Origin of the sequence: Croceicoccus sp. Ery15 (genome assembly GCF_020985305.1) — a bacterium.
In the GTDB taxonomy this organism is placed as follows: Bacteria; Pseudomonadota; Alphaproteobacteria; order Sphingomonadales; family Sphingomonadaceae; genus Croceicoccus.
Window position 1 is genome coordinate 549,676 of the sequence record NZ_CP087588.1, and the last position, 24,131, is coordinate 573,806.

At 63.2% G+C, this 24,131-nt stretch carries 19 protein-coding genes; 15 read left to right on the plus strand and 4 right to left on the minus strand.

What is annotated here, in order from left to right; all coding sequences use genetic code 11:
- Positions 1-313: 313 nt before the first annotated feature.
- Genes LOZ77_RS02750 through LOZ77_RS02760 form a run of 3 tightly spaced genes read right to left on the minus strand, consistent with a single transcriptional unit; the run spans position 314 to position 3,415 of the window.
- A complete protein-coding gene (locus LOZ77_RS02750) occupies positions 314-1,258 on the minus strand; it encodes a YncE family protein (RefSeq protein ID WP_230280679.1) in 945 nt (314 codons plus the stop codon).
- A 33-nt stretch (positions 1,259-1,291) separates the two neighbouring features.
- Positions 1,292-2,293: an MBL fold metallo-hydrolase gene (locus LOZ77_RS02755; RefSeq protein ID WP_230280680.1), complete on the minus strand. Its 1,002-nt coding sequence runs from the start codon at positions 2,291-2,293 to the stop codon at positions 1,292-1,294.
- Between the two features lie 33 nt (positions 2,294-2,326).
- On the minus strand, positions 2,327-3,415 hold the full coding sequence (locus LOZ77_RS02760; protein WP_230280681.1) for an MBL fold metallo-hydrolase: 1,089 nt from the start codon (positions 3,413-3,415) through the stop codon (positions 2,327-2,329).
- Between the two features lie 210 nt (positions 3,416-3,625).
- Here LOZ77_RS02760 and LOZ77_RS02765 point away from each other — a divergent pair, with 210 nt between their 5' ends.
- The 15 genes from LOZ77_RS02765 (at position 3,626) to LOZ77_RS02835 (ending at position 22,901) form a co-directional block, all read left to right on the plus strand.
- Positions 3,626-4,711, plus strand: a complete 1,086-nt coding sequence (locus LOZ77_RS02765) for a putative urea ABC transporter substrate-binding protein (protein ID WP_230280682.1) — start codon at positions 3,626-3,628, stop codon at positions 4,709-4,711.
- Between the two features lie 32 nt (positions 4,712-4,743).
- Positions 4,744-5,559 (plus strand): ABC transporter permease, encoded by an 816-nt coding sequence (locus tag LOZ77_RS02770; RefSeq protein WP_230280683.1) that lies wholly within the window; start codon positions 4,744-4,746, stop codon positions 5,557-5,559.
- Positions 5,556-6,380, plus strand: a complete 825-nt coding sequence (locus LOZ77_RS02775) for an ATP-binding cassette domain-containing protein (protein WP_230280684.1) — start codon at positions 5,556-5,558, stop codon at positions 6,378-6,380. The genes LOZ77_RS02770 and LOZ77_RS02775 overlap by 4 nt, the downstream gene beginning before the upstream one ends.
- Before the next feature lie 12 nt (positions 6,381-6,392).
- Entirely contained in the window at positions 6,393-6,884 is a 492-nt protein-coding gene (locus tag LOZ77_RS02780) for a CopG family ribbon-helix-helix protein (protein WP_230280685.1), read from the plus strand.
- Positions 6,881-7,705 (plus strand): urea amidolyase associated protein UAAP1, encoded by an 825-nt coding sequence (locus LOZ77_RS02785; protein ID WP_230280686.1) that lies wholly within the window; start codon positions 6,881-6,883, stop codon positions 7,703-7,705. Before LOZ77_RS02780 ends, LOZ77_RS02785 begins: the two co-directional genes overlap by 4 nt.
- 16 nt (positions 7,706-7,721) lie before the next feature.
- Positions 7,722-8,357 (plus strand): urea amidolyase associated protein UAAP2, encoded by a 636-nt coding sequence (locus LOZ77_RS02790; protein ID WP_230280687.1) that lies wholly within the window; start codon positions 7,722-7,724, stop codon positions 8,355-8,357.
- The gene (uca, locus tag LOZ77_RS02795) at positions 8,354-11,941 is read left to right on the plus strand and encodes an urea carboxylase (protein ID WP_230280688.1); all 3,588 of its coding nucleotides are present in this window, start codon (positions 8,354-8,356) and stop codon (positions 11,939-11,941) included. The genes LOZ77_RS02790 and uca overlap by 4 nt, the downstream gene beginning before the upstream one ends.
- Positions 11,938-13,704: an allophanate hydrolase gene (gene atzF / locus LOZ77_RS02800; RefSeq protein ID WP_230280689.1), complete on the plus strand. Its 1,767-nt coding sequence runs from the start codon at positions 11,938-11,940 to the stop codon at positions 13,702-13,704. The genes uca and atzF overlap by 4 nt, the downstream gene beginning before the upstream one ends.
- 95 nt (positions 13,705-13,799) lie before the next feature.
- Positions 13,800-15,341: an ATP-binding protein gene (locus tag LOZ77_RS02805; protein WP_230280690.1), complete on the plus strand. Its 1,542-nt coding sequence runs from the start codon at positions 13,800-13,802 to the stop codon at positions 15,339-15,341.
- Positions 15,331-16,251 carry a response regulator gene (locus LOZ77_RS02810; protein WP_230280691.1) on the plus strand — a complete coding sequence of 307 codons (921 nt, stop codon included), beginning with the start codon at positions 15,331-15,333 and terminating at the stop codon, positions 16,249-16,251. The genes LOZ77_RS02805 and LOZ77_RS02810 overlap by 11 nt, the downstream gene beginning before the upstream one ends.
- A gap of 177 nt (positions 16,252-16,428) precedes the next feature.
- Positions 16,429-17,415: a sterol desaturase family protein gene (locus LOZ77_RS02815; protein ID WP_230280692.1), complete on the plus strand. Its 987-nt coding sequence runs from the start codon at positions 16,429-16,431 to the stop codon at positions 17,413-17,415.
- 37 nt (positions 17,416-17,452) lie between these two features.
- Positions 17,453-18,115 carry a hypothetical protein gene (locus tag LOZ77_RS02820; RefSeq protein ID WP_230280693.1) on the plus strand — a complete coding sequence of 221 codons (663 nt, stop codon included), beginning with the start codon at positions 17,453-17,455 and terminating at the stop codon, positions 18,113-18,115.
- Between the two features lie 175 nt (positions 18,116-18,290).
- Positions 18,291-19,237 (plus strand): IS630 family transposase gene (locus tag LOZ77_RS02825; RefSeq protein ID WP_230279141.1). Its coding sequence is split into 2 segments (ribosomal slippage): positions 18,291-18,627 and positions 18,627-19,237, totalling 948 coding nucleotides; the frame shifts between segments, so codons are not numbered across the junction.
- A gap of 104 nt (positions 19,238-19,341) precedes the next feature.
- Positions 19,342-22,029 (plus strand): hypothetical protein, encoded by a 2,688-nt coding sequence (locus LOZ77_RS02830; RefSeq protein WP_230280694.1) that lies wholly within the window; start codon positions 19,342-19,344, stop codon positions 22,027-22,029.
- Positions 22,026-22,901 carry a mechanosensitive ion channel family protein gene (locus LOZ77_RS02835; protein WP_230280695.1) on the plus strand — a complete coding sequence of 292 codons (876 nt, stop codon included), beginning with the start codon at positions 22,026-22,028 and terminating at the stop codon, positions 22,899-22,901. Before LOZ77_RS02830 ends, LOZ77_RS02835 begins: the two co-directional genes overlap by 4 nt.
- 49 nt (positions 22,902-22,950) lie before the next feature.
- Here LOZ77_RS02835 and LOZ77_RS02840 read toward each other — a convergent pair whose 3' ends face one another.
- Complete coding sequence (locus LOZ77_RS02840; RefSeq protein WP_304506007.1) at positions 22,951-23,763, minus strand: ferredoxin--NADP reductase; 813 nt, start codon at positions 23,761-23,763, stop codon at positions 22,951-22,953.
- Between the last annotated feature and the right edge of the window lie 368 nt (positions 23,764-24,131).

Sequence of the window (24,131 nt, forward strand, 5' to 3'; positions counted from 1 at the left end):
TGCCGTGAAAATCCTCTCGCCATTCCCTCAACGCCGCTTCTCGGGCAGCTATGGGATACGGTACAGATATTACGAAAAGCGTCAAGCGTATTAAATGGGGGTATGGTTTTGATGGTCTGCGCCAGTTAACGTATTGATTTTATCAATTTTATGATTTCGCCGGTAATATTCGCCGCGATGTCTTGATGGGCGACTCGTGTATACAAAGTGACAGGTGCGCCACATTCCCCCTGGGCTGATTCTGAAAGGCGCGGCCGCCCTGTCCGAAAGGTCCGGACGGGGCGGCCGCGCCGCTTGCCATGGCTGGCCGGAATCAGTCGTCTGCGGGCAGGGTCCACCACGACAGGGTCTGGTTGTCATGCGCCGATGTCCACACGCCGTCGGGCGTATAGCGGATTGCCCCGCTGCCCGCGGCCTTGCCCAGCCGCGCCTTGACCGCATTGGTCGCCGGATCGATGACGGCAAACACCTGATCGTCGGTGGTGCGCAGCCAGACAAGCCCGCCGCCGACATCGATATCGCCATAGATCAGGTTTTCGCCCACAGCGATGCGGTCGGTCACGGTCATGGTTGCGGGATCGACGCGGGCCACGGTGCCATCGCCCTGTTCCTGCACCCACACGGCCCCTTCGCCCGCAGCAAGGAAGCCCGGCTGCTTGCTCAGTGCGACCTTGCCGGTGACCTTGTTCGTCGCCGGATTGATCTTTTGCAGCGACTGCGCATCGCTGCTGACGGCCCATAGTGCGTCGAGCCCGAACGCCAGATAGAATGTACCGGGATCGACGCTGACCGTGGCGATCACTTCGTTGGTCGCAGGATCGACGCGCGCGATCGCGCCCTCGCTGTCGCTGGGCACCCAGACCGAACCGGCGCCTGCCACCACATTAGTCTCACCCTTGGGATTGGCGATGCCGGTGGCGATGATCGTTTCGACCTGCGCATCGTCCAGCCCGATGCGATAGAGATTGCTGTCGGGACAATTGGCGACCCACAGCGAACCCTCGCCAATGGCCATGGTGCCGCAGGGGCGCGGCATTTCCGTCGCGGCGAGCTTGCCGTCGACGCCCCATTGTTCGACCCTGCCGTCATTGGTGACCCATACGGTGTCGCCATCGACAGCCAGGAAATCGGCAAAGCCGGGCACGGCCAGTTCCTTTTCGACCATCTCGAATGCCTCGCCCGCCGGTTCTTCGGCAGGGGGCGAACCGCATGCGCCAAGCGAGACGGATGCCAATGCGATTGCAACGGTTTTCTTCATGCGCGTGCTCCTGTCACGGCCCGGACGCGGGCCTTAGCTATAGCGATAGGGATAGGTGTCGATGGTGGTGGTGCTGCGCGTCTGGTTGCACAGGAACACCGTGCCGGTGAAATAGATGCCGGGTTCGGTGATGGTCTTGGCGAATTCGAAGGTGTGGCGCAGCTGTTCGACCGTCATCTGCACCGGTGCCTCGTCCGGTTGCCATGTCAGCCCGTAGGGATAATCGACCCCGTCCTTGCTGATCTCGACATGGCAACCCATCACATGGGTCACGGGATGGGTGTCGACGAAATCGATCAGCCGCTTCATGCTGTCGAACCAGGGCTCCCAGAAACTGATATAGCAGCGCCCGCGATAAAACATGTCGCCGGTATAGAGGATCTGCGAATAGCTGTCGTAATAGGCGAATTCCGAGATGACATGGCCCGGTGAGCCCCAGATCAGAATGTCGCGCCCGCCAAGGTCCAGCGTCACCCGCTCTTCGGGGAAATTGGTCATGCCCCAGAAACCGACCATTTCTTCATGGGTCAGCCCCATGTAACGCGTGTTGGGCCGCTCCGCGAACTGGTTGACGGCGGCGTAATGGTCGGCGTGCAAATGGCTGAACGCGACCAGCAGCTCCATCTTTGCCGGGTTCTTGCCGTTGCGCTTGCACCATGCGTCGATCGTATCGTCCACGATGCCGCGCAGGTCGCAATCGTTGCGCAACTGCACGAAACCTTCGTCCAGCAGCAGGATGCGGTCGTTCCCGAAATAGAGCGGGGCGAAGGGCGCTTCGTAACTGTACGCCTTGTTCTGGCGCAGGATGGCGGTGTGTTCGTTGTACCAATGCACCTGCCACGGCGGATCGGTGTTATCCATGCACGACGGCGAACCGCAGATCCATTTGTCGGGAAAGGAACCGGGGGCGGGCAGGTTGCTTTTGAAATCGATGGGCGGGCCGTTGTCGGCTAGCGTTTCGGCATAGGCGATCCCTGCGCCCGACAGCGGAATGACGGCGGCGGCGTTCGTGGCCAGAAAGGTTCGGCGGTCCATGGCGTGTTTCCTTAAAGTCGGAACGGGTGGGGCTCAGAACGGGTGAGGGGGGCGGATCTGCGGCACGCCTTCGGGCCATTCGCGCGTGCGCTGATCGGGGCTGACGCCGTTCATCATGATAAAGTCGGGGCGGATCAGCATCGTATCCTTGCCCTGAACCTCGCGGGCGAAATGCAGCGCCTCGTCGATCAGTTCGGGTTCCATCTCCAGCACCCGCTCATACGGTTTGTAATTGGCAAAGCGCGGGTAATACTGGCCGGGCACGAACATCATTTCGATATGGCCGCCCATGATCCATTTGACGGGATGGCTGGCGGCAAAATCCTTCAGCCGTTCCAGCGAGGCCACGAAGTCGCGGTCGTTCCCGATATTGATCTTGCCGGGATACAGCAGGTCGCCGGTGAACAGGAAATCGCAATAGGGATCGTAGAAGCTGATCCCGTCCTTATGCGCGCCGGGGGTGGGGATCACGGTGATGGCACGGTCGCCCAGATCGATGGTGCCGGTGCCCTTGGGCCAGCTGGATAACAGGCCGTAATGATCCTTCATCGCGGCCAGCGGGGCAGGGACGAATATCGTGTCGGGCCGTCCCGCGAACTGGCCAAGGCCGCGGTTCTGGGCCACATCCTCGCCCGATGTCATGGCCAGGGTCAGCGGCACGCGCGTGCGTCCGCGCCCCTTGGCCCAGCGCGCGACGATCGCATCGACCGTGTCGCGCAGCGGATATTGGGCGGGATCGGCAGTCGCGCCATTGTCGATCAGCAGGGCGCCCTTGTTGCCGAACAGCAGATAGGTGAACGGCGCTTCCCAATGCACGCAGACATTCTGGCGCAGGACGAAAGTGTCCTCGTTATATTGCATCACCTGAACCCGCGGATCGCGGTTCTTGGCGGCTACATTAGAGCCATAGGTCCAGCGGAAACCGAGCCGGCCCGGCGCCGGGCCGTCGCAGTCGTAATCATGCATGACGGGGGCGACCGGATGCAGCGGCACGACGCTGTCGGTATGGCGCACGCCGTCAGGATTGTATCCCAAATCCGGATTGCCGTTGGGATAGGCCCGCCCCGTTCGCGATTGCGGATTGCCGGATCGTTCGGGATTGTAAGTCTGGTTTCCAGGCATCGGAATCTCTCGCAACGCCGCGGCGGCGGCAGGGGTTCAATCGCCGGTCCGGCATGCCTGTCCCGATGCGTTCGCTCTATCGCAGCGCATGCGATCCGTCACGCTTGGACAGCGAACATATGGATATTACAAAACATATCAACAGTAATAATTACCCATAGACAAACGTCGGAATACCGGCGATGCTGCGGGTGCGAAAGGAGTCGAATCATGCTCAACAGGTTCCGCAGTGCGGGAAGAATTGCACTGATCGCTTGTGCCATGGCGGTTGCATCATGCAGCTCTGGCGGGGACGATCCGGCCGAGCCGCGGACCGAGTTCGATATCGGCTGGTCGATCTATGCCGGATGGATGCCGTGGCCCTATGCCCAGCAGGCCGGCATCGTCGACAAATGGGCCGATAAATACGGTCTCGACATCGAATTCGTGCAGGTCAACGATTACGTCGAATCGGTCAACCAGTATACAGCAGGCAAGCTGGACGGCGTGACCGTCGCCAATATGGATGCGCTGACGATCCCCGCCGCTGGCGGCAAGGATACCAGCGCGATCATCGTCGGCGATTATTCGAACGGCAATGACGGCATTCTTCTGAAAGGGGCGAGCGATCTGTCCGCGATCAAGGGGCGTCAGGTCTATCTGGTCGAGCTGTCGGTATCGCATTATTTGCTGGCGCGCGGGCTGGAAAGCGTGGGCATGCCGCTGACCGATGTCAGCACCGTCAACACTGCCGACGCCGATATCGCGGGCGCCTTCAATTCGCCCGACATCACTGCCGCGGTCGCGTGGAACCCGCAGTTGACCACGATGAAATCCGCGCCGGGCGCCAATCTGGTGTTCAGTTCGGCCGACATCCCGGGCGAAATCGTCGACCTGCTGGTGGTCGATACCGCCACGTTGAAGGCCAATCCCGATCTGGGCAAGGCGCTGGCGGGCATCTGGTATGAAACCATGGCGCTGATCCGTCAGGATAACGCAGAGGGCAAGGCCGCGCGCGATGCCATGGCCAAGCTGGCGGGCGCCACGCCCGAAGAGTTCGAGCAGCAGCTGGCGAGCACCTTCCTTTATACCGATCCCGCCGATGCCGTGGCCGCCACGCAGTCGCCCGATCTGGTGACGACGATGACCCGCGTTCGCGATTTCAGCTTTGCGCAGGGCCTGTTCGGACAGGGTGCGCGTTCGGCCGATGCCATCGGCATGGCGTTTCCCGGCGGCAAGACGCTGGGCGATGCGAACAATGTCACGCTGCGCTTTGACGACACCTATATGAAAATGGCTGCGGATGGCGAGCTTTAAGGCGGTTCGCAAGGCAGGACGGGGCTAGCCATATGCGATGGGTGAACCGGAAGATCCGGCCTGCACAGGCGGTCATGCTGGGTGCGATTCCGATCGTGCTGTTGCTGATCCTCTATCTCGTGCTGGCCGCGAACCGGCATGCGATCAATCCTGCCGATAAAATCCTGCCCCTGCCGCAGGATATGGCCGAGGCGATGTCGGCGCTCGTGTTCGAGCCCGACCGCCTTTCGGGACAATATCTGTTCTGGGCCGACAGTTTCGCCAGCCTTGCCCGGCTTTTCATCGGGCTGGGCATCTCGACCCTCTCCGCCCTGATCGTGGGGCTGGTGCTGGGTGTTCTCCCTCCGGTCAGGGCCACCTTCGGGCCATTGGTAACGGCGGTTGCGGTCATCCCCCCGATTGCGCTGCTTCCGATCCTGTTTATTGCCTTTGGCCTTGGCGAAACCGCCAAGGTGGCCCTGATCGTTATCGGCATCGCGCCCTTTATGATGCGGGACATAGCCGCCCATATCACCGCCCTGCCGAAAGAGCAGATCATCAAGGCGCAAACCCTGGGCGCCAGCAGCTGGCAGGTGATGCTGCGCGTCGCCCTGCCGCAAGCGATGCCGCGGCTGATTCAGGCGCTTCGCCTGTCGCTGGGGCCGGCATGGGTCTTCCTGATTTCGGCGGAGGCGATCGCGTCGGACATCGGCCTTGGCTATCGCATCTTTCTGGTCCGGCGCTATCTCTCGATGGATATTATCCTGCCCTATGTCGCATGGATCGCCGTTCTGGCGGTCGTCATCGATTTCCTGCTGGCGACAGGCAGCCGGAAAATGTTCCCCTGGGCCCATGGAGCAAGCCATTGAGCGCGCTCCTCTCGCTTCGCAGCGTCTGGGTCGAGTATGGCGAGAAGATCGTGCTCGAGAATGTCTCGCTCGACATTGCAGACGGTTCCTTCGTGTCCATCATCGGCCCGTCGGGCGCGGGCAAGAGCAGCCTTTTGCGCGTGATACTGGGGCAGGACGTGCCGACGCGCGGCAGCATCCTGTTGGACGATAAGCCGCTGCCGCCCGAATGCGGGCCGGATCGCGGCGTCGTGTTCCAGCGCTATTCGGTCTATGCCCATCTGACGGTGCTGCGCAATGTGACCTTCGGGCTGGAGTGCGCGCAGGCCCCGTTCACCGCGCGGCTGTTCGGCGCCAAGCGCCGCGCGGCCGAGGCCGAGGCGAGGGAGATGCTCCACGCGGTCGGTCTTGGCGATGCGATGCATCTTTATCCCTCCGAAATGTCGGGCGGCATGCAGCAGCGTCTGGCCATCGCGCAGGCGCTGATCAAGCGGCCCCGAATCCTGTTGCTCGACGAACCGTTCGGCGCGCTCGACCCCGGTATCCGCGCCGACATGCATGCGCTGATCATGCGGCTGTGGAAGGACTATGGGCTGACCGTGGTGATGGTCACCCATGACATCAAGGAAGCGTTCTCTTTGGGCACGCGCGTGCTCACGCTCGACAAGCGCCGGCACGATCCGCACGCGCCGCACCGCTATGGTGCCACGGCGGTCTATGACCTTGAACTGACAAAGAAAATGGCCGCAGCCGCGCTGGCCGAAGCAGAGCAGGCAGAAGCGTCGGACGGCCCTTCTGCCGACCCTGACAGTATTACGATTGACACGAATAATAATACTTGAGAGAACAGTGAAATGAGTTCCGACTCCAGCAATCTCGCCCGCCTGAGCATGAGCCTGCCGGCCGAACTTTTCCGCCAGCTCGACGTGATGGTGGAGGAACGCGGCCTGCCTTCGCGCTCGCAGTTGATCGCCGAACTGATCCGCCACGCACTGGCCGATCACGAGGCGCGCTTCCGGCCCGAGGACATGCTCGCGGGTACGGTCACGCTGGTCTATCGCGGCAGCCGCGGGCGGGTGCGCCAGCAGCTTGCCGAAACGCAGGCGGATTATCTGAAGGAAGTCATCTCCTCGCAGCATGTCTTTCTAGAGGATGACCAGTCGCTGGAGGTCATGCTGGTGCAGGGCCCTGCCAAGCGGCTGGAAGAATTATGCGACGCTTTGCGCGGCATTCGCGGGGTGCGCCAGCTTCAGCTTGTGACCACCACGGCCCTGCTGCCGCCGCTCCACGATGTGGAGGAAGGCGCGAAGGAACCCGTCAAGAAAAGGAAGGAGACCGCCGTATGACGGTCAATCTCGCCGATCCGATGGCGGCGCGCGAACACGCCCGCGCCATGGCCGGAACCAAGGCCGATGCCATGCCGGTGCTGCCGCCTGTGGCAGACGATCTGCCCGATGGCGTCGCACCCGGCGATCTGGTCTGGGAAGAAATGATCGCGGCGGGCGGCTATGCCACGCGGCGGCTGTCGCGCGGATCCCGGCTGCGGCTTGTCGATCTGGAGGGCGACGCCTGTGCCTCCGTGCTGATCTATAACGCCGAAATGCCGACCGAAAGGCTGAATGTCGCCGATACGGTCAAGGTGCAGTGGAACGGCTATCTGGGGGCGGGCAAGCTTTTGCTGTCCGACATGGGCCGCGTGATGATGAGCATTCTGTCCGACGATGCCGGAACGCATGACGCGTTCTGCGGTACGTCGAATGCCGCCACCAATGCCGCTAAATATGGTGAGGGGCGCAACAGCGGCGCATTCCCCAACGGGCGCGACAGGCTGCTGCTGGGATCGGCCAAGCACGGATTGCAGCGGCGCGATGTGCACCCCTGTATCAACCTGTTCAAGGGCGCGCGGATCGAGGCCGATGGCACGATCGTGCCGCAGGTGGGACCGTTCGATGCGGGCCGCGAGCTGGTCCTGCGCGCCGAAATGGACGTCATCGTGGTGATCGCCAATTGCCCGCATGTCCTTGACCCGCGCGACGGATACGCCGTCACGCGCCTGCGAGCCACGGCATGGCGCGGCCCCGTCACCGGCAGCAACGATCCCGTGCGCAACGCCAGCCCCGAAGGGCTGCGCGCGTTCGAGAATGTCGAAGATTATTACCGCCGATAAGCAGGAACGACCGAACATGAGCACCGATGCCGCACTCTCGGGCCTATCCGGCGCGATCGTACATGACGAAATCGTGCCTGCGCGCGCGCCGTGGCTGCACCATATCGCCGCGGGCCAGACGCTGCGCATCGTCGATGTAGAGGGTAATCAGGCAGTCGATTTCCTGCTCTATTCCGCGCAGGACGATACCGAACGCTATAGCGCGCAGGACACTGTTTCGGCGCAGGGCAATCTCTTTCTGCGCAAGGGCACGGTGCTGCGGTCGAACGAAGGGCGTCCGATGATGACCATTGCCGACACGGCGGTGGAATATCACGACACTATCGGCGGCGCCTGTTCGTGCGAATCCAACACGCTGCGATACGGCCATCACACCAAGGCGCAGCACGCCTGTGTCGAAAACTTCCTGGAAGCGAACCTGACTGAGGAACGCGGCAAGCGCGACATCGTATCGAACATCAATTTCTTTATGAATGTGCCGGTACTGGAAGACGGATCGCTGGGCATCGTCGATGGCATTTCCGCGCCGGGCCTGACCGTCGACCTTAAGGCAGAGATGGATGTGATCGTGGTGGTGTCGAACTGCCCGCAGATCAATAATCCGTGCAACGCGTTCAATCCCACCCCCGTGCGCATGATCGTCACCGCATGAGTTTCGATACGGTACTGGTCGCCAATCGCGGTGCGATCGCCACGCGGATCATCCGCACGCTGCGCCGCATGGGCCTGCGTTCCGTCGCGGTCTATTCCGAGGCGGATGCCGGATCGCTGCATGTGTCGCAGGCCGATGTCGCGGTGTGCATCGGACCCGCATCGGCCGCCGAAAGCTATCTCAATGTCGATGCGATCCTTGCCGCGGCGCGCGAAACCGGCGCGGGGGCGATCCATCCCGGTTACGGCTTTCTGGCCGAAAACACCGATTTTGCCGAGGCTTGTGCAGCTGCCGGTATCGAATTCATCGGCCCCACGCCCGACAATATCCGTACCTTTGGCCTGAAGCACAGCGCCCGCGCGCTGGCAGAGGCGCATGGCGTGCCGCTGGCCCCCGGCACCGGCCTGCTGACGGACGAGGACGAGGCGGCAGAGGCAGCGCAGGGCATCGGCTTTCCCGTGATCCTGAAAGCCACGGCAGGCGGCGGCGGCATCGGCATGCGCATTTGCGAGGATGTGGCCGTCGTGCGTGACGGCTTTGCCGCCGTTGCGCGGCTGGGCGCGGGCAATTTCGGCGATGCGGGGGTTTTCCTCGAACGCTATATCGGGCGCGCCCGCCATATCGAGGTGCAGATTTTCGGCGATGGCACGGGCCGCGTCATGCCCTTGGGCGAACGTGACTGTTCGCTTCAGCGCCGCAACCAGAAGGTTGTCGAGGAAGCGCCCGCACCCTGCCTGGGCGATGCCAAGCGCGCCGAGCTGATCGCCGCCGCCGTCCGTTTGGGCGAAGCGGCGAACTATCGCTCTGCCGGTACGGTCGAATTCCTGTTCGATGCCGAGCGGGAAGAGTTCTTCTTCCTTGAAATGAACACCCGCCTGCAGGTCGAACATGGCGTTACCGAAGAGGTGACGGGCGTCGATCTTGTCGAATGGATGATCCGCGGCGCGGCGGGCGACTATGCGTTTCTGGATGGCGATGCGCCGGTGTTGCAGGGGCATTCGGTGCAGGTGCGCCTCTATGCCGAAGACCCTGCGCTGGATTACCGCCCCACCGTCGGAACGCTGACTGCCGTCGAATTTCCGGGCGACATCCGTGCCGAAACATGGGTGATGGCGGGCAGCGAGGTCAGCGCCTTTTACGATCCGATGCTGGCCAAGCTGATCGTCCATGCCCCGACGCGTGAAGGCGCGATCGCGGCAATGCAGGACGCGCTGGCGAACAGCCGCGTCGACGGGATCGAGACCAATCTGCGCTGGCTGCGCGATGTCGTGCGTGATCCCCGCTTTGCCAGCGGTGAGGTTTCGACCCGCATGCTGCAGACCATTGATTACGTCCCGCGCTGCGTCCGCGTGGTCAGCGGCGGCACCGCGACCACCGTGCAGGACTGGCCGGGGCGGCAGGGGCTGTGGGCCATCGGCGTCCCGCCGTCGGGTCCGATGGACGATCGTTCTTTCCGCATCGGCAATCTGCTGCTGGGCAATCCCGAAGGTATGGAAGGTCTGGAACTGACCGCCAGCGGCCCGACGCTGAATTTCACGCAGGACACGCAGATCTGCCTGACCGGCGCCGATTTCGGCGCGAAGATCGATGGCGAGCCGGTGGGGCGCAATCGCGTGCTGACGGTGAAGGCGGGGCAGACACTGGCGATGGGCCGCGCGACCGGCGGCGGCGTGCGCGGTTACATATTGTTCGCGGGCGGTCTGGACATCGCGCCCTATCTGGGCAGCTGCAGCACGTTCGAGCTGGGCCAGTTCGGCGGCCATGCCGCGCGCCGCCTGCTGGCAGGCGATACGCTGCATCTGAACGCGCCCCAAGCTCTTGTCGCGGACAATCATCGCGCGGCCGAGGAACTGGGCAAGACATGGACCCTTCGCGTCCTGTACGGACCGCATGGCGCGCCCGATTTCTTCACGCCCGCCGATATCGACCAGATCCTCGATGCCGAATGGCAGGTCCATTACAACAGCAACCGCACCGGCGTGCGTCTGGTGGGGCCAAAGCCCGAATGGGCGCGCAAGGACGGGGGCGAGGCGGGGCTTCACCCGTCGAACATCCACGACAACCCCTATGCCGTGGGCGCGGTCGATTTCACCGGCGACATGCCGATTATCCTTGGCCCCGACGGTCCTTCGCTGGGCGGGTTCGTGTGCCCGTTCACCGTGATCGCCGCAGACCGCTGGAAGATCGGCCAGCTTTCGCCCGACGACCGGCTGCGTTTCGTACCGGTCAGCATCGATGATGCACAGGCGGCGCAGCGCACCATGCTGGAGCCGCTGGACGCGGCCCCTACGCCGCGCGACATCGCCACGCTGTCGCCCGTGCTGGCCGAAACGCCGGCCCAGGGAAAGCGTCCGCGCACCTTCTATCGCCAGCAGGGCGACCGCAATATTCTGGTCGAATACGGGCCCATCGTGCTCGACATTGAATTGCGCATCCGCGTCCATGCCTTGATGACCGAACTGGAGCGGCTGGCGCTGCCCGGCGTGGTCGATATCGTCCCCGGCATCCGGTCGCTGCAATTGCATTTCGATGGCGAGACGCTCGACCAGAAAGGCGCGCTGGCCGCGTTGATGCAGGCGGATGACGCGCTGGGCGATCTTGAGGATTTCACCGTCCCCTCGCGCATCGTGCACCTGCCGCTCAGCTGGCGGGATCCGGCTACGATCGAGACGGTCGAGAAATATATCGCCGCCGTGCGCGACGATGCGCCGTGGTGCCCCGACAATATCGAATTCATCCGCCGCATCAATGGCCTGCCCGATGTAAAGGCGGTCGAGGATATCATCTTCGACGCCAGCTATCTGGTGATGGGTCTGGGCGATGTCTATCTGGGCGCGCCGGTCGCCACCCCGATCGATCCGCGCCACCGGCTGGTGACGACCAAATACAACCCCGCCCGCACGTGGACGCCGCCCAATGTGGTGGGCATCGGCGGCGCCTATATGTGCATTTACGGCATGGAGGGGCCGGGCGGATACCAGCTGTTCGGCCGCACCATTCAGGTGTGGAACACGCACCGCCAGACCGATGCCTTTATCGAGGGCAAGCCGTGGCTGCTGCGCTTTTTCGACCAGATCCGCTTTTACGAGGTGAGCGCCGAAGAGCTGTCCGAATGGCGGCGCGATTTCCCCAATGGACGCCGTTCCATCAAGGTGGAGCCGTCGGAATTCCGCCTTGCCGATTACCGTGCCTTTCTGGCCGATAATGCGGGCTCCATCGCCGAGTTTCAGGGGACCCGGCAGGCGGCTTTCGACGAAGAGCGCGCCGAATGGGAGCGTTCGGGCGAATTCGACCGCGTATCCGACCTGATCGAGGAAGCCGATGGCAGCGCCGAACCGGCGGCGATCGAACTGCCCGAAGGGACCGAGCTGATCGAGGCACCCTTTGGCGGTAGCGTGTGGAAGCTGATGGTGGAGCCGGGAGACAGCGTGAACGCAGGCGATGTGATTGCCGTGATCGAGGCGATGAAGATGGAATGTCCGTTCGAAAGTCCCGCCAGCGGCACGGTCGAGGCGCTCTACCTGCAAGAGCGTCAGGCATTGCAGCCCGGCGCACCCATGCTGGCGTTGAGGCGTTCGGCATGAGCGCGCCCGATACCCGAAGCGCCGCGGCCATCGCCGCAGCCGTCAATGGCGGGCAGGCCAGCGCGGCCGAGATGGCCGAACAGGCACTGGCGCGGATCGATGCCTATGATGCGGTGCAGCCGCAGATCTGGATCACCCGTGCCGCGCGCGAAGACGTGCTGGCTGCGGCACGCGAGGTAGACGAACGCATTGCGGCGGGCGAAATCCTGCCGCTGGCAGGCGTCGCCTATGCGGTGAAAGACAATATCGATGTGGCCGGTCTGCCGACGACGGCGGCATGCCCCGCCTTTGCCTATGACCCGGCGGCATCGGCCGGCGTGATCGAAAGGCTTGCGGCGGCAGGCGCGATCTGTGTCGGCAAGACCAATCTGGACCAGTTCGCCACCGGCCTTAACGGCACGCGCAGCCCCTATGGCATTCCGCGCAATGCCTATAATCTCGATTACGTCAGCGGCGGGTCCAGCTCGGGGTCGTCGGTTGCCGTGGCGGCGGGGCTGGTGCCGTTCGCGCTGGGCACCGATACGGCGGGTTCGGGGCGCGTTCCGGCGGCGTTTCAACATCTCATCGGGTTCAAGCCCAGCAAAGGGCGGTGGAGCACGCGCGGTCTTGTGCCTGCGTGCCGCAGCATCGATTGCATCACCACATTCGCCAACGACGTTGCCGATGCGCGGCTGGTCGACGCGGCGATAGCCGGTTTCGACCCTGCCGATCCGTGGTCGAAGCCGCTGGCCGAAACCCCACTGCAGCCGCGCCGCATCGGCGTGCCGCGCCCCGACCAGCGTGTGTTCTTTGGCGATGCGCAGGCGGCGTTTTTCTATGAACAGGCGATCGCCACGCTGGGTCAGAATGCCGAGATTGTCGAGCTCGATATCGCGCCTTTGCTGGAAGCCGCGCTGCTGCTTTACGGCGGTCCGTGGGTGGCCGAACGCACCGCGGCGATCGAGGAATTGCTGACGGAAAATCCCGACGCCATCGACCCCACCGTGCGCGAAGTCGTCAGCGGCGGAACCGATATCAGCGCGGTGACATTGTGGAACGGCATCTATCGGTTGGCCGAGCTGAAGCGCCATGCCGATCTGATGTGGCAGGATGTCGACATGCTGGCGTTCCCCACGACGCCCACCACCTATCGCGTGCGCGAGATGCTGGCAGCGCCCGTCGCGCTGAACAGCAATCTGGGGTTCTACACCAATTTCGTGAACCTGCTCGACATGGCGGCCATCGCCGTGCCCGCGGGTGTGCGCGACAATGGCACCGGCTTTGGCATCACGCTGATCGGCCCTGCCGACAGCGACCTGGCCCTGATGCGCGGGGCCGAGGCTTTTCTGGGCGCGGCGGAAATTCCCGCTCCGCCACCGCTCGATCTGGAGGGACATATGGAACGCGTGAAACTGGCCGTCGTCGGCGCCCATCTGAAAGACATGCCGCTCCACTGGCAGCTAACCTCGCGCGATGCCGAATTCGTCGGCGCGTTCGATACCGCGCCCAGCTATCGCCTGTATGCCATGGCCGACAGCACCCCGCCCAAGCCCGCGCTGGCATGGTCGGACGATGGCGCGGCCATTCCGGTCGAGGTCTATGAGCTGGATGTCGCCGCATTCGGCAGCTTTACCGCCGAAGTGCCCGCGCCGCTTGCCATCGGGACGGTCACGCTGGAAGACGGCAGCAGCGTCAAGGGTTTCGTTGCCGAACCGCGCGCGCTGACGGGGGCGACCGACATCACCCATCTGGGCGGCTGGCGCAACTTCATCGCGGCGGGCTGAACGGCGATGAACGGCGCGGTCGAAATATCTCTGGCGGTCGTGTGAATGGCACGCGGGGCGCACTCTGGTAAAGGCCGGCTGCGGTGCCGGGCCTGATGGAAAGCGTTCTTTCCCGCCTGACCACGCGCCGCGCCGCGCCGCGCCATGATGCGGGCCTGCTGGAACGTATCGCCACGCTCGAATCCCGCCAGGCCGAACTGCTGCGCGCCAAGGCAGCGGCAGAGGCTGCGAACGAGGCAAAGACACGCTTTCTGGCGAGCGTCAGCCATGAGATCCGCTCGCCGCTCAATTCGATCTATGGCTATGCGCAATTGCTGGAACGCGGCACGGCGCGCGATCCGGCGCATGCCGCGCGGGTGATCCGCCGCAGTTCGGAACATCTGGCCAATCTGGTCGAAGGACTGCTCGACCTGTCGCAAGTCGAAGGCGGCGTTATGCGGATCAGCCGCGATACGATCCGCTTTCCCGCGCTTATCCGCCAGATCGTCGACATGTTCGAACCGCAGGCACATGCGCGCGGCATCGATTTCCATTTCGAATGTCCGGCACCATTGCCCGAATTCGTGCGCGGCGATCAAAAGCGGCTGCGGCAGGTGCTGATCAACCTGCTGTCGAACGCGATCAAGTTTACCGACAGCGGCCATGTCACGCTGAAGATTACCTATCGTTCGCAAATCGCCACATTCGAAGTGGCCGACAGCGGCATCGGCATACCCGCCGAACGGCTGGACCGCATATTCGAAGCGTTCGAACGGAGCGGCGATCCCGCCAACGACCGGCCGGGCACGGGGCTGGGCCTTGCGATCACGCAGGCGCTGGTCCGTATCATGGGCGGCGAGATCGCGGTGGAAAGCCGCGTGGGCAAGGGGACGCGGTTCACCGTCCGGCTGATGCTGTCCGAACCGGCAGAGCGACCGGCGGACGAGACGCCCGAGACCGCCGTCACCGGCTATCGCGGACCACGCCGCACGATACTTGTCGTCGATGACGATCCGGCCCAGTCGGCGCTGCTGTCGGGGCTGCTCGAACCTTTGGGTTTCGCGGTGAGTGCGGCAACCGATGCGGACGGGGCCATGCGCCTTGCTGCCGACATGTCCCCAGATCTGGTATTTCTTGACATTTCCATGCCCGGCAAGTCAGGATGGGAAGCGGCGCGGATGCTTCGGGCCCGCTATGGCAGCGCCCTGCGGATCGTGATGCTGTCCGCCGATGCGGACGAATTTCGGGGCGCTGGCGATGGGACAGGGCCGCACGACGCGTTCGTTCTGAAACCGTTTGAATTCGGCGCGTTGCTGGATGTTGTTTCGGCGCAATTGCAGATCGAATGGACGGGTAACGCGGTTCAGAAGGCGCTTTCCAACGCATCGGTCGAGGCGACACCGGCTGAAGATTTACGGGCCGATCCGCGCACGGGCCCCCATCTGGCCACGATCGCACAGGCTGCGCGGATTGGCGATATTCGCGGGATCGAAAGCGGGATCGATGCGCTGGCGGCGCTGGCCCCGGATGACGACGCGCTGGTCGCCCGGCTGCGCAGGTGCCTCGACGATTTCGACCTGAAAACGCTGACCTCGCTTGCGGAAAAGGGCCTTGCTGAAAAGGCCGGTGCGGAAAAGGGGGGCTCCGATGCCGGATGAAGCCCGCCCGAAGGACCGCATTCTCGTCGTCGACGACCAGCCGGATTCGCTGCGTTTCATTGTCGAGACGCTGGAACAGGCAGGCATGGGCGCGCTGGTCGCCACCAGCGGGGAGGCAGCGCTCGACGTGCTTGCCGAAGCGATGCCCGATCTGATCCTGATGGACGGGGTCATGCCCGGCATGTCGGGTATCGAAACCACCGTCCGGATCAAAAACGATCCCGCGCTGGCGCATATTCCGGTGATTTTCATGACGGGGCTGACCGAACCCGAACATGCGGTCGCCGCGCTGGAAACCGGCGGCGTCGATTATATCCGCAAGCCCATCGTGATCGAGGAATTGCTGGCCCGCATCCGCGTTCATCTGGCCAATGCGCGCCAGTCGCACCGGTCGCGCCTCGCGCTTGACGCGGCGGGTGGCAGGCTGGCGGCATTCGATGCGCGCGGCGCGCTGGCATGGTGCACGCCCCAGGCGGAGGAATTGCTGACATCCGTCGATCCGGCATGGACGGCGAACGCCCGCGCTTTGCCCGCCGCCTTGCAGCCGACCGCCGATCGCGTGCTGGCCGATCCGGCGCGGGCGGGCAATGCAATGCGCGTGTCGGTGGCGGATTTCGCGGTCGAGATTTCCGCCGTCAAAAGCGAGCGCGATGGCGAGACATTGATCCGCCTGACCGAAATCCGCGAAGGCGCCGATCTTGAATCGTTGCAGAGTTACGCGGGCCTGACCCAGCGCGAGGCAGAGGTTCTGCTGTGGGTCAGCTATGGCAAATCGAACCGCACGATCAGCGAAATTCTGGGTATCAGCCCTCGCACGGTCAACAAACATTTGCAGCAGATTTTCACCAAGCTGGGCGTGGAAACGCGTGCGGCGGCAACGGCCTTGGCGGTAAGGGTGATTTCGGAATGAAAATCGTATACATTCCATCGCGAGAATCGTCGATTTTCAGGGAAAAATCGCTGCAAAACTACGTCATTTGGACACTTACTTTGCCTCTGTCAGGGGGCTTACGCTTGGCTTGAATTTGGACGGGCCGCCCTTGGGCGTCCCAATCGGTTTTCACGACATGTGATGCGGGTGGGTAGTATGAGCGGAGTTCGCGTAGGCAAACGGATCATCGGGGCAGACTCTCCGGTCACGGTCGGCTGGGAAAACCTGCCCAAGGTCGAAGGCAGCCGGGGCAAGGTGTTGTTTTTCACCTGGTTTCAGCCCGCGACGCTGCTCGCGCTGCTGGCGTTCTGGTATTATGCGCCCAATTCGATCGCGACCGCATCGACAGCCATCGCCATCGGCATCGGGTTCAAGATCTTCCTGCTCGGCCTTGAATGGGTGAACCCCCGTTTTCGCAGCTGGCGCCTGACGTGGAAGGAATTCGCGGTCGACCTGTTCTATGTCGGACTTGGCTATACGATCATCCGCACGGTGGGCAGCTATATCGGCGACGATGCCATCATCGGTTTCGTCCAAAGCTCGTTCGACTGGGAAAAATTCGCCTGGTTCATGATGCTGCCGCTGCTGGTGCAGGCGTTCCTGATCTCGTTCATTTTCGATTTCGGGCAATATTGGATGCATCGCGGCATGCATAACTGGCACCCGCTGTGGCTGACCCATGCGCCGCACCACTACATCACCCAGCTGAACATCAACAAGGGCGCCGTCGGCAATCCGATCGAGCTGTTCCTGATCGGCCTTGGCATCGGCGGTTTCTTCGACTTCCTGCCGCGCGCCTTCCTGCTGGCGGGTACGCTGGGTGTCGCGGTGTCGATCTATCAGCATATCAATGTGCGGTTCAACACGCCCAACTGGTGGCGCTTCGTGTTCAACACGACCGAACATCACAGCGTCCATCATTCGCAGGATTACGAAGCGAGCCGCAGCAATTATTCGGGCACGTGGATCATCATCGACCGCATGTTCGGCACCTGCGTCGACGGAGAGGCAGAGCTGCTGGGCATGGAAGGCGGCCGCGCCATGTCGATCAAGGAAACGATGGTCTTTCCGTTCAAGGATGCGTGGGCGTCGATGAAGATGCGTTTCCAGCGCCGCCTGCCGCCTGCGGTTCCTGCCGAGTGATCGGGCCGGACATGAATCTGATTTCGGGGTGCATAGAGTGATCAAGAACTACTTCGACTGGATCTGGCATGTGCGCGACAGCGTGGAGCTTCCGGCCGGCCAGTCCCCGAAAGAAGCGCTCGACCGGTTGGAGCCGCTGTTCCACGAACGCGGCACCAGTTTCGAACGGCATGGCAATACGATCAGCTTTGGCAAGAAGGGGCAGCCCGCGCAGGACCGCATGTCGGTCTTCGACCGCGGCGAGCTGGTCGTCGAAAGCGACGGCACGGCATCGCGCCTGAGCTATCATCTGGTCAGCCGCGCCTTCCTCTACTGCTTTTTCGCGCCGCTGCTGTTTCTGGCCTTTGCCCAGATGAACACGCTGGTCCGCGATTACGAGCGCGCATCGGCTGCGGCCGAAATGGCGGCAGAGGGCGATAAGGCGAAAGAGGAGAAGGAAGACAAGATCCTTCCCCAAAGCCCGATCGACAAGTTTCTTGGCGCGCCCACGCCTGAAATGCCGGACAAGGACAAGGAAAAGGATCTCGACAAGATCGGCCCTTCGCCTACGCCCGCCTATGTTTTCGCGTGCATTTTCGTCGTGCTCTATATCGGCGGGCGCATTCTGGAAACGCGGCTGGTAAAGCGCCTGTTCCGGCGGCGCATGCGCGGTGAGGACCGCGAACCGGTCGGCCCCGCGCAGGTTGTGGCTTCGGTCTGAAAGGCCGGTCCGGCCCTATCTCCCTATAAGTCCGCATCATTATCAGCATTAACCGCGAGTGTCCGTTGACACGCGCCGGTCTAGAGCGGTTTTCGACCGATTTGAATCGATGAGGGATTCCCACCAGGTGTGATTTCTGATTCAGAATCCGTGCTGGTGAAGGAGGCCAGCATGGATGGGCCAACCTCTTTCGATGGATTTGCGTTCTCGGCTTCTGGCGGCAGTGGATGGCGGTATGAGTTGCCGCGCTGCTGCGGCCCGGTTTGGCGTTGCGCCTTCGACGGCGATCCGCTGGCGGGTGCAGCGGCGCGAGACGGGCGCCTTCGCGCCGAAGCCGCAGGGTGGCGACATGCGATCTCGCCGGGTCGAAGAGCGTGCGGGGGACATCCTCGCCATCTGGGAAGAGCGTAAGGACATCTCGCTTGAGGAACTTCGCCTGGCGCTGACCGAAGTTGGCCTGACCGTCTCCGTGGCCGGGCTGCATCGCTTCTTCGCGCGCAGGGGGATAACGCGCAAAAAAAGACTGGCCATGCAATCGAGCAGGACCGGCCCGACGTCCTGAAGCAGCGCCGGGAATGGTTCGAGAGCCAGATCGATCTGGAACCCGAACGCCTCGTGTTCATCGACGAGACGTGGACCGCCACCAACATGACCCGCAGCCATGGCCGCTGCCCGAAAGGCGAACGGCTGCGGATGGGTTTCCCGCACGGCCACCGCAAGACCACGACGCTCGTCGCCGGTCTACGCTTGACCGGCATGGTCGCGCCGATGGTGCTGGACGGTCCGATCAATGGCGACTGGTTCGAAGCCTATGTCACTCAGGTGCTCATTCCCGAACTGCGTCCCGGCGACATCGTCGTCATGGACAACCTGTCGAGCCACAAACGTGCGGCGGTGCGGGAAAAGATCGAGGCGGCAGGCGCGACACTGCGCTTCCTCCCGCCCTACAGCCCGGACTTCAATCCGATCGAGAAGGCCTTCTCACGCCTCAAGGCCATGCTCCGCAAAATCGGCGAGCGAACCGTCAGTGGCCTCTGGGACCTGATCGGCAAACTCGTCGATATCTTCCAGCCCGGCGAATGCGCCAACTACTTCAGCTCGTGCGGTTATGACCCGGAATGATCGAAAACCGCTCTAGTGTAAACGCTCTGCACATTGGTGAATTTCCGAATCCGGCGTAGCGAACTGCCGGACGGGATCGCCCTGAACGCGGGGGGAATTGCACTATGCATCGGGGCAGTCGGGCAGGCCGGGCAACGCCGCATGACATGATCATGCGGGCGATGGCCGTGCTGTGCCTGTTGGTGCTTGCCGCCCTTTCCCCCGCATGGGCACAGACGCCGGATGCAGCCCCCGGCGACGTCACCCTGGCAGAGCCCCCGCCAGACGAAGCATCGCTGGAAGAAGAGGCCCGCCTGCAACTGGCCGAGGCGGAAGCGGCGAGGGCAGAGGCGGAGGCGGAACGTCGCAGCCTGCTGATCGCCGAATACACCCGTCTGAAAACCGCCCAAACCGCGGTGGCGGCAGAAGCGGCGCGGCTGGAGAACGAGGCTGCCGCCATCGGGTTGATCGAAACCGACGCGCTGGCATGGCGCCGCAAGGCGGAGGCGGTCGCGGGATCGCCGGGCAGCAACGCAGCCGCCGACGCGCTTTACGGCGATCTGATCGTTGCGTTGCGCGGTATCAGGGGCGAACTGGGGGATGCGCTGGGCGGCGCGACCGGCGCCAAAAACCCGCGCCTGCACATTCCGCCCGTCGATCCTGCACTGATCACGTCCGAAGGGATCGGAGAGCGGCTGATCGCCTATCAGCAGGCTCTGGCAAGTCAGGCGGTGCTGTTATCGTCCTATCAGCAAGTGCTGCTGCGCGAGCGGCGCGATGCGCTGTATGATGCGATGATCACCATGAACGAGGCGCGGCTGGCGCTCTTACCCTCGCTCTCGTCGGGGCTCCGGTCGCGGGTCACCGGTTTCGGGGCCGAGGGTCTGGATCAGGTCGGGCGCGAAGTGAAGCAGATCGTGCTGACCGTGCGCTATAATGTGGCGACGGGCTTCGCGGGGCTAAAGGCTTTCACCACCGGCCTGATGGAGTTCAGGGCCAGCTATTTCCTCGTCATATTCGAATTGCTGCTGGCAGTGATGGTGTTCCGTTTCTGGCGCGGCGTGGGCGATACAGTCGTCGGCGATCTGGAACGCACGCAAGGCAGCCGAAAGCCGCCGACCCTGTGGTCTTCGCTCTCCGCCTATCTGCTGCGCCTGTTGCGCCATGCGCTGAAGCCGCTCGACTGGCTTGTGTTATTGCTGGTGCTGAAATGGCTGTTTCCGGTGTTCTTTTCGCCCGCGCCGATCCGGCTGGTCTGGTTGCTGGCATGCTGGATATTTGGCGGGGCGGCATTGGTGCAGGTGATCGACGCGATGGCGCGCGGCCGCGGCGGAGAGGATCCGCGCGCTGCCCTTCGCAAACGCTCGCTGCGGCTGGTCGCGACCGTGGTGATCGGTGTCGGGCTGTTGCTGACCATGACGGCGGGCGTCGTCGGCCATGGCGCGATCTATAGCTGGATACTCACCTTCTGCTGGCTGCTGGCGATACCGGTGCTGTTCGTGATCACCACATGGTGGCGCGAAAGGATCGAGACTCTGGCCCGTTTGGGTGCGCCCAAAAGCACCGTTCTGCGCTGGGTCTCGAACAATCCAAACGGCATCAGCGGCGCGCTGGGGCGCGTGGCGGGCGGTTTCGTGCTGATGGCGCAGGGCGCGCGCGTGATCGTCGCGCGCCGTATCCGCCAGCTGTCGCTGATCCGCGAGATATTGGGCCAGCGCGCGCGCGAAAAGGCGAGCGAGAGGGTTATCGCGGACGAGGAAAGCGGCCGCTATGACCCGCTGAGCGACGCGGAAATGCACCTTCTGGCGCCGCACGGGCGCCCGTTGGCGGATGCGACGGTGCCTGCCGCCGCCGATGCGAAATCGGGCTTTCCGCTGCCGGGCCATGTGCTGGCGGTGGTCGGCGATCGCGGCCATGGCAAGACCACCATCGTCAATCGTCTGGTCGAAGCATCGGGCCTGCCGCCGTTGCAGGTGGAGGCGAAGGCGGGGCCGGACGACGGATTGCTGGCCGCCATGGCCGACGCGCTTGGCTGCGCGGCCGAACCGCGGGCCGTGATCGATGCATTGCAGGCCGCGCCGCACTGCGTGGCCATCGACGATGTCCAGCGCATGATCGTTCCGGCCATCGGCGGGCTGGCGCGGTTTGATGCCTTGCTGGAAGTCGCGCGCCACACGCCGGGGCGCACCAGCTGGATCTTTGCCGTGGGCGGGGCGGCATGGCCGTTTCTGGAACGGGCGAGGGGGGACAGGCCCCTGTTCGATGATGAAATCATGCTGCGCCCGTGGTCGGTAAAGCAAATCCGCGAGCTGATCGAAAGGCGCACTGCCAATGCGGGGATCGATCCCGAATTCGAATATGCTGGCGACGATACGGGCAGCATGTTGTTCGAGGACGAGGTCGCGCCGGAGGAACGCGCGCGGCGCGCGTTTTACGCCGCGCTGACCGAGGAATCGGGCGGCAATCCGGCAGTGGCGCTGGAGCGCTGGCGGCGCAGCCTGTTCCGTGACAGGGAAACGGGGCAGGTTTGCGTCCGCACGTTCAAAGCGCCCGATATCGCGCGACTGGCCGCCATGCCGCCCATGACATTGTTCGTCCTGCGCACCATATTGCAGATGGACATCGCGAGTGCCGCCGATATCGCCAGTGCCACCGATCTGCCGCTCGCCCGCGTGCGCGAAACCTTGCGATCGTGCGAATTGCTGGGCGTGACCGTTCCGCAGGATGGCGGCTATCGCCTGAGCCTGTACTGGTTCGAGGAAGTCAAACGCCTGTTGCGGGCCCAGAACCTTATCGCGGGAGCAAAGCCATGATCGCGGCCCATTCGCGCAGGATCGCCTTGCTGCTGGCGGCGGTTTCGACCGCCACGCCCGCCGCGGCGCAGGCGCCCGATATTGATGTCGCGCAGCTGGGCGATTTCGTGCGGTGGAGCGGGGTGGTCACCTCGTTCTTCGTGCTGGCGGGGGCGTGGTTCCTGCTGAAAGTGCTGACCGGCTTCGTCAACCGGTTCAGCACGCAATTCGCCGCCCGCCGCCTGACGATGCAGAAAGTGGCGACCTTCGCCAAGTTCTTCATCTTTATCGCCACCGCCGTGATCGTGACCGCGCTGTCGTTCAAGATCGACAGCACATTGCTGGCACTGATGGGCGGCACCGCGGCGGTCGCGGTCGGCTTTGCGCTGAAAGACCTTGTCGCGTCGTTCGTGGCGGGCGTGATGATTATCGTCGACCGCCCGTTCCAGGTGGGCGACCGCGTCAGCTTTGGCGGGTTTTACGGCGATATCACGGCGATCGGCCTGCGTTCGGTGAGGCTGCAGACGCTGGACGACAATACGATCACCATTCCGAACAACAAGTTCCTGAGCGACATTACGTCGTCGGGCAATTACGGCGCGCTCGACATGCAGGTGGTGGTCGATTTCCTGATCGGCGCGGGCGAGGATATCGATCAGGCGCGCGAGATCGTGACCGAAGCTGCGCTGTCGAGCCGCTATATCTATCTGCCCAAGCCCATCGTTGTGCTGGTGTCGCAAGTGCCGATGCAGAATTTCGTGGCAGTGCGGTTACGGCTGAAAGCCTATGTCCTAGACACCAAGCACGAAAAACAGTTCGAGACCGATATTACCGTCCGCACATTGCGCGCGTTTCGCGCCAATCGCATCATGCCGCCCGCAGCGGCGGCCTGATCGCGGGTATTTCGACCCGCGCCGGACCTGCTCGGAATGCCGGTCGGGATCAGCCGACGAAGGCGCGCTCGATCACGAAATGGCCGGGCTTGGAATTGCTGCCCTCGATAAAGCCGCGCGCTTCCAGATCGGCGGCGTGATCCTTGATCATCGCCATGCTGCCGCACAGCATCACGCGGTCGTTTTCGGGATCGAACGTCTTGGGCCCGCTGACGGTTTCGAACAGCTTGCCGTTTTCGATCAGCGTGCTGATGCGGCCGGTGTTGCGGAACTCCTCACGCGTGACGGTGGGGACATAGTGGAACTGCAGCAGTGCTTCGTCCTGCACCAGCGGGTCGCCCGCCAGCTGCGATTCCAGCAGGTCGCGATAGGCCAGATCGCTGACCTTGCGCACTGAATGGACCAGCACGATTTCCGAGAACATCGAATAGACGTCGGGATCGCGCGCAAGGCTCATGAAAGGGGCAAGGCCCGTGCCGGTCGACAGCATGAACAGGCGGCGGCCCGGGATCAGCGCGTCGGTGACCAGCGTGCCGGTCGGCTTTTTGCCCAGATAGACGGGATCGCCCACCTGAATATGCTGAAGCCGCGAGGTCAGCGGCCCGTCCTGGATCTTGACCGACAGAAACTCCAGCTCGTCGGCATAGCTGGGGCTGGCGATCGAATAAGCGCGCAGCAGCGGCTTGCCGTTATTGGGCAGGCCGACCATCACGAATTCGCCCGAACGGAAACGGAAGCTGGCCGGACGCGAGATCGAGAAGCTGAACAGACCGTCGTTCAGATGATGTACGCGCTTCACCGTTTCCACTTCGAGAGCGGCGGAGGGGGTGAATTCTTCGCGGGCAATAGGCTGATGGGTCAAGGCTTGGTCCATGTTTCGTCGTCAGGGTCGGGAACGCCTTGGCGCCTTTGATGGCATGCGGCTGCAATTGCAACCTTGGCATGCGCAAAATCGGTACCGTCGGCAGTGCGTTCCTTCTACTCGTCAAAAACTCTAATGCAAGTCATTCGCATTAATTTCGCTACAATCCTGCTTCTGCCGATGTCGCGCGTAAAAGCCAAAGCAGGATATGTTTCACCCCTGTTATGTCAGCTTAGGTCTGGGTTTTTCGGGGGGGGCGGTCCTTTCTGCCCGATGATAGGCGCCAATGGTCTGCACGGGCTCGGCCTGTCAATTCGCAAATCGGGCCCTTTGACTATTCTTTTGCGGCGGCTAGGTTTTCGTTGCGT